Annotated in this window: 5 protein-coding genes; all 5 read right to left on the bottom strand. The window is 74.4% G+C overall.

All coding sequences use genetic code 11. The annotated features are described in order from the left end of the window. On the bottom strand, positions 1-820 hold an 820-nt coding region (locus E1211_RS30865), incomplete at its 3' end, for an SIS domain-containing protein (RefSeq protein ID WP_132353567.1). Then, positions 817-1,002: a Trm112 family protein gene (locus E1211_RS30860; protein WP_076471238.1), complete on the bottom strand. Its 186-nt coding sequence runs from the start codon at positions 1,000-1,002 to the stop codon at positions 817-819. The genes E1211_RS30865 and E1211_RS30860, both read right to left, overlap by 4 nt. Before the next feature lie 60 nt (positions 1,003-1,062). Further along, positions 1,063-2,448 (bottom strand): phosphomannomutase/phosphoglucomutase, encoded by a 1,386-nt coding sequence (locus E1211_RS30855; RefSeq protein ID WP_132353565.1) that lies wholly within the window; start codon positions 2,446-2,448, stop codon positions 1,063-1,065. A 69-nt stretch (positions 2,449-2,517) separates the two neighbouring features. Further along, positions 2,518-3,561: a hypothetical protein gene (locus tag E1211_RS30850; protein ID WP_132353563.1), complete on the bottom strand. Its 1,044-nt coding sequence runs from the start codon at positions 3,559-3,561 to the stop codon at positions 2,518-2,520. Positions 3,562-3,862: 301 nt separating this feature from the next. After that, on the bottom strand, positions 3,863-4,567 hold the full coding sequence (gene nfi / locus E1211_RS30845) for a deoxyribonuclease V (RefSeq protein ID WP_132353561.1): 705 nt from the start codon (positions 4,565-4,567) through the stop codon (positions 3,863-3,865). Positions 4,568-4,584 lie beyond the last annotated feature (17 nt).

The following is a 4,584-nucleotide window of genomic DNA, read 5'->3' as shown; positions in this document are numbered from 1 at the left end:
GGCCCCGCCCGGCCTCGCCCAGCGCCCCGGTCACCACCGGGTACCGGGCGTTCGCCGAGAGGGTGTCGCCGAACCGGCGCGCCGCGACGGTGGCCAGCGGTGACGAGCCCCAGACGATCGGGATCGACCCGGCCAGCCCCAGGGCCAGCGACTTCGCCGGGTTGACGAAGGACTCGGCGGTGGGCCGGCAACGGTCGGCGTCCGCGTCGAGCCGGGCCGCGGTCTCGGCCAGGTCCGCCTCGTTGACCTTGACCAGCCCGAGCGCACGGGCGGCGAGCAGCACCGGGACGGTGAGCGCCCAGAGGCTGGCCCGGGCCGGGGCGCGTCGGGGCACCGGGATGAACGGCGCGCGCGCCCGCTCGGCGACCGACTGGAGTTGCGAGTCCGGCGCACCGACCGCGACCAGCCGGGCGCCCCGCCGGTGCGCCGCCTCCGCGGCGCCCAGCGCCTCCGGGCTGCGGCCTGAGGCGCTCACGGCGATGACCACGTCCGCCGCCCCCACCCAGCCGGGCACGCCCGCGCTGCGGTGCGCGATGACCGGCACCGGGCAGCGCGGTCCGGCGACCGTGGCGAGCACGTCACCGGTGCGGCCGGCGGTGCCGATGCCGGCGATGACCACCGCGCGCGGCCGCCCCTCGTCGGCGAGTACGGACAGGTTCGCCTCGGCGGCGAGCGCGGCCGACTCACGGACCTGCGCGCCCGCCGCGGCGGTGTGCCGCAGCATGCCGCCCGGGTCGCGTTCGGCGAGCGCGTCCGCGTCGTCGAGCAGCGCCTCGTCGGCCTCCCTGTGGCCGCTGACCCCGGCGGTACCGTCGATCACGACTGCTGCCCCGGTCCGCCGCGTGCCTCGTCGAGCAGGAGCACCGGCACGTCGTCGCGGACCTCGAAGATCCGGCCGCACTCGGTGCAGGTCAGCGTCTGCGCCTGCGCGTCGTAGTTCAGCGGTGCGTGGTGCGTGTCCGGGCAGGCGAGTATCTCGAGCAACTGCGGATCCAGGGCCACGGCGCGGCTCCTTCCACGTGTGCGGCTTGACCGTCGGCGGTGTCGACGGCGCAGGCGATCTTATCGGCGAACCCGGTCGAGCACCTCGTCACGGAGGGAGATCATCCGATCCCGGGTGGGCGCCTCGACGTTCAGCCGCAGCAGCGGCTCGGTGTTCGACGCGCGCAGGTTGAACCACGCCCCGTCGGGGAAGCGCAGGGTCAGCCCGTCCAGCTCGTCCGCCTCGGCGTCCGGGTACGCGCCGCGGACGTCACTCATCGTGGCGGCCTGGTCGGCCACCGTCGAGTTGATCTCACCGCTGGCGACGTACCGCTCGTACTCGCCGGCCAGCACCGAGAGCGGCAGCGACTGCTCGCCGAGCGCGGCCAGGGTGTGCATGGCGGCGAGCATGCCGGTGTCGGCGAACCAGAAGTCGCGGAAGTAGTAGTGCGCGGAGTGCTCGCCGCCGAAGACGGCGTTGGTGCGGGCCATCTCCGCCTTGATGAAGGAGTGGCCGACCCGCGCCACCACCGGCTCCCCGCCCTGCTCGCGGATGATCTCCGGCACCGCGCGGGAGGTGATCAGGCCGTGGATCACGGTGGCGCCCGGGTACTTGCCGAGCTCCCGGGCGGCGACCAGCGCGGTGATCGCGGACGGCGAGACGGGCTCGCCGCGCTCGTCCACCACGAAGCACCTGTCGGCGTCACCGTCGAAGGCGAGCCCGATGTCCGCCCCGTGCTTCACCACCGCCCGCTGGAGGTCCACCAGGTTGGCCGGGTCGAGCGGGTTGGCCTCGTGGTTGGGGAAACTGCCGTCGAGCTCGAAGTAGAGCGGCACGATCTCCAGTGGCAGCGCCGGCAGCACCGCGTCACCGAGCACGCTCGGCACGGTGTGGCCGGCCATGCCGTTGCCCGCGTCGACCACCACCTTCAGCGGCCGGATGTGCGACAGGTCGACGAGCTTGCGCAGGTACGCCCCGTACTCCGGCAGCATGTCCCGGCGCTCGACCGCGCGCGTCGGCTTCCCGGCCGGCCGGGACTCGCCCTTGTCCAGCAGCGCCTGGGCCCGGTCGCGGATCTCGGCGAGCCCGCTGTCCTGCCCGATCGGGCGGGCGCCCGCGCGGCACATCTTGATCCCGTTGTAGCGGGCCGGGTTGTGACTGGCGGTGAACATCGCCCCGGGCAGCTCCAGCGAGCCGGCGGCGAAGTAGAGCATGTCGGTCGACGCGAGACCGATCTCGATGACCGAGCGCCCCTCCGCGCGTACCCCGGTGGCGAACGCGGCGGCCAGGCCGGGCGAGGTGGCTCGCATGTCGTACCCGATCACGACGGCGTCGCCGGGCTCGTCGGTGGCGTTCAGCAGCTGGACGAACGCGGCGCCGAGAGCCTCGGCGGCCCGTTCGTCCCACTGCTCAGGCACCGTCCCGCGGACGTCGTACGCCTTCACGATCTGGGACAGGTCAGACACCAGTTCACTCCTCGGCCTCAGGTCGTCACGCAACCCTGAGCGTATCGGAGGGCACCGGTCGAGCCTTGGTCAGTCGGGCAGCCGGGGCATGAGTACGGTGTGCTCGCCGCCGGTCGTGGGCATCGACGGCGCGCTCTCCGGCCCCCTGCCGCCCCGCTGCCCGGGGACGGGCTGGGTCCGGTCCGGCTCCGCGGCCGGGCGGGTGCCGTAGACGCCGCCGCCCGCGGGCCGCTGGGCGGGCGCGCCGTAGACCGCACCGCCGGCGGGCGGCTGCCCGTAGACCTGGCCGGGGCGGGCCGGGACGCCGCCGCCGGCGCGGTAGGTGGTGGCACCCGGGTAGCCCGCCGACGCCGTGACCGGCTCGTCGGCGGAGGACCTGTCCTGCCGGGACCTGCGAACCAGCAGCCCGATCAGCAGCGCCCCGAGAGCGACGAGGCCCAGACCGATGAACATGATCGGGGACATACCGGAGGACTCCTTGGCGTTGTCGGTGGTGCTCGGTCCGGTCGGCGCCGCCAGCGCCGCCGGAGTCGAATCGGCTTCGGTGGTGGCCTCGGTGGCCACCGGCGTCGGACTCGGCGACGGCTTCTTCGACGGAGTGGGGGACGCCGTCACCCGCGAACCCTCCACCCGCGCCGAGTCCGAGTCCCGGCCGAGCGTCCGGCCGGTGGCGTTGGTGGCCTCGCCGGTCACGCTGAGCCGCCCGCCCGGCGCGCCGGCCACGAAGGCGACCCGGTAACGGACGGTGATGCCCTTGCCCCGGCAGAGCGTCGGCTTCGCCGGTGCGGTCGGCGTCGTGCTCACCGTGCCGCCACCGCCGCTGACGGGCACCGGAAACCAGCGGCCACCGTAGTTGACCTCGACCCGCACCCGGTCCGCCTGGAGGCCGTCCAGCCGCAGCCCGAGCGCCGTACGCAGCAGCACGCAGCCGTCGCTGCGCTTACGCACCTCGACGTTCACGCTCTGGGCCGAGCCTCCGGCCCGGAAGCTGTTGGCCGCCCCCACCCGCACCGAGTCGTCATCGGCCAGGGCGGGCGACCCACCGAGCAGCACCAGACCACCCAGCACCGCGCCGACCGTCGCGAACCGCGCCACGTGCCGCCGTACTGCCATGATCACCTCGCCGTTCGCTCCGGGGAAAGGGCCCGGGTCAGGCTACTACCGCCCCACCTGCCGCACTGGTCATAGAGCGGCCCACATGTGTGCCGCATTACCTCGTCAGCGCCTCCGCCCCTGGTCAGGTCCCGCACGTCGCGCAGCCGTGCGGGACCTGACCCCCTTCCTCAGCAACGCGCGGCCGCACGGTGGCCGGGCCGCACGGTGGCCTTTGGTTGATCAAGAGATCTGCGTCAGGGATCGGACTGACGATGACGCAACCCTCTTGATCGACGAGCTCGGCGGGGGCCGGGGTGGGTCAGCCTTTCGCGGGTGGCGTCGCCGCCCGCGCCGCGGTGAGGGCGTCCCGGCAGAGCCGGTCGGCGCTCCGGGTGGTCTCCGGCAGCCGGTAGCGCGGAGTCAGCGCCAGCACCCGGGCGACGGCGTTGTCCAGACTCATCCGGTGGCCGACGCTGACGAAGACCGGTTTCACCCCGTCGCGCGTCCGCAACACCCGACCCACCACGTCGTCCCCGTCGCGCAGCGCCGACCACGCACCCCGCTCGACGGCCGGCGGCGCCCAGTCCCCGACCAGCGGCGTCTTGCCGACCCCGATCGCCGGCAGGCCGGTCACCACCCCGAGGTGACAGGCGAGCCCGAACCGGCGCGGGTGGGCGACCCCGTGCCCGTCACAGACCAGCAGCTCCGGCCGGGTGGTCAACCGGTCCAGCGCGGCGAGCAGCGCGGGCAGTTCCCGGAACGCGAAGAGACCCGGGACGTACCCGAAGGCGGGCCGACCGATGCTCACGGCCTGGTCGACCACCGCGAGCGTGCGGGCGTCGAGCACCGTCACGGCGGCCGCGAGCAGGTCACCGCTCTCGGCGTACGCGACGTCGAGCCCGGCCACCGTCACGGGCTCGGACGGACCGGGCCCGACGAGATCGACCCGCGACCGCAACGCCTCCTGCACGGCCACCGCCTCGGCCACACTGGCCGGCGTGGCCGCCGCATCCGGCCCGATCATCGCCCTCCCCTCACGCC

The organism is Micromonospora sp. 15K316, from assembly GCF_004348525.1.
Taxonomy (GTDB): Bacteria; Actinomycetota; Actinomycetes; order Mycobacteriales; family Micromonosporaceae; genus Micromonospora.
The sequence above is the reverse complement of the archived record's forward strand: the minus strand, read 5'-3'. Positions and strand labels throughout refer to the sequence as shown.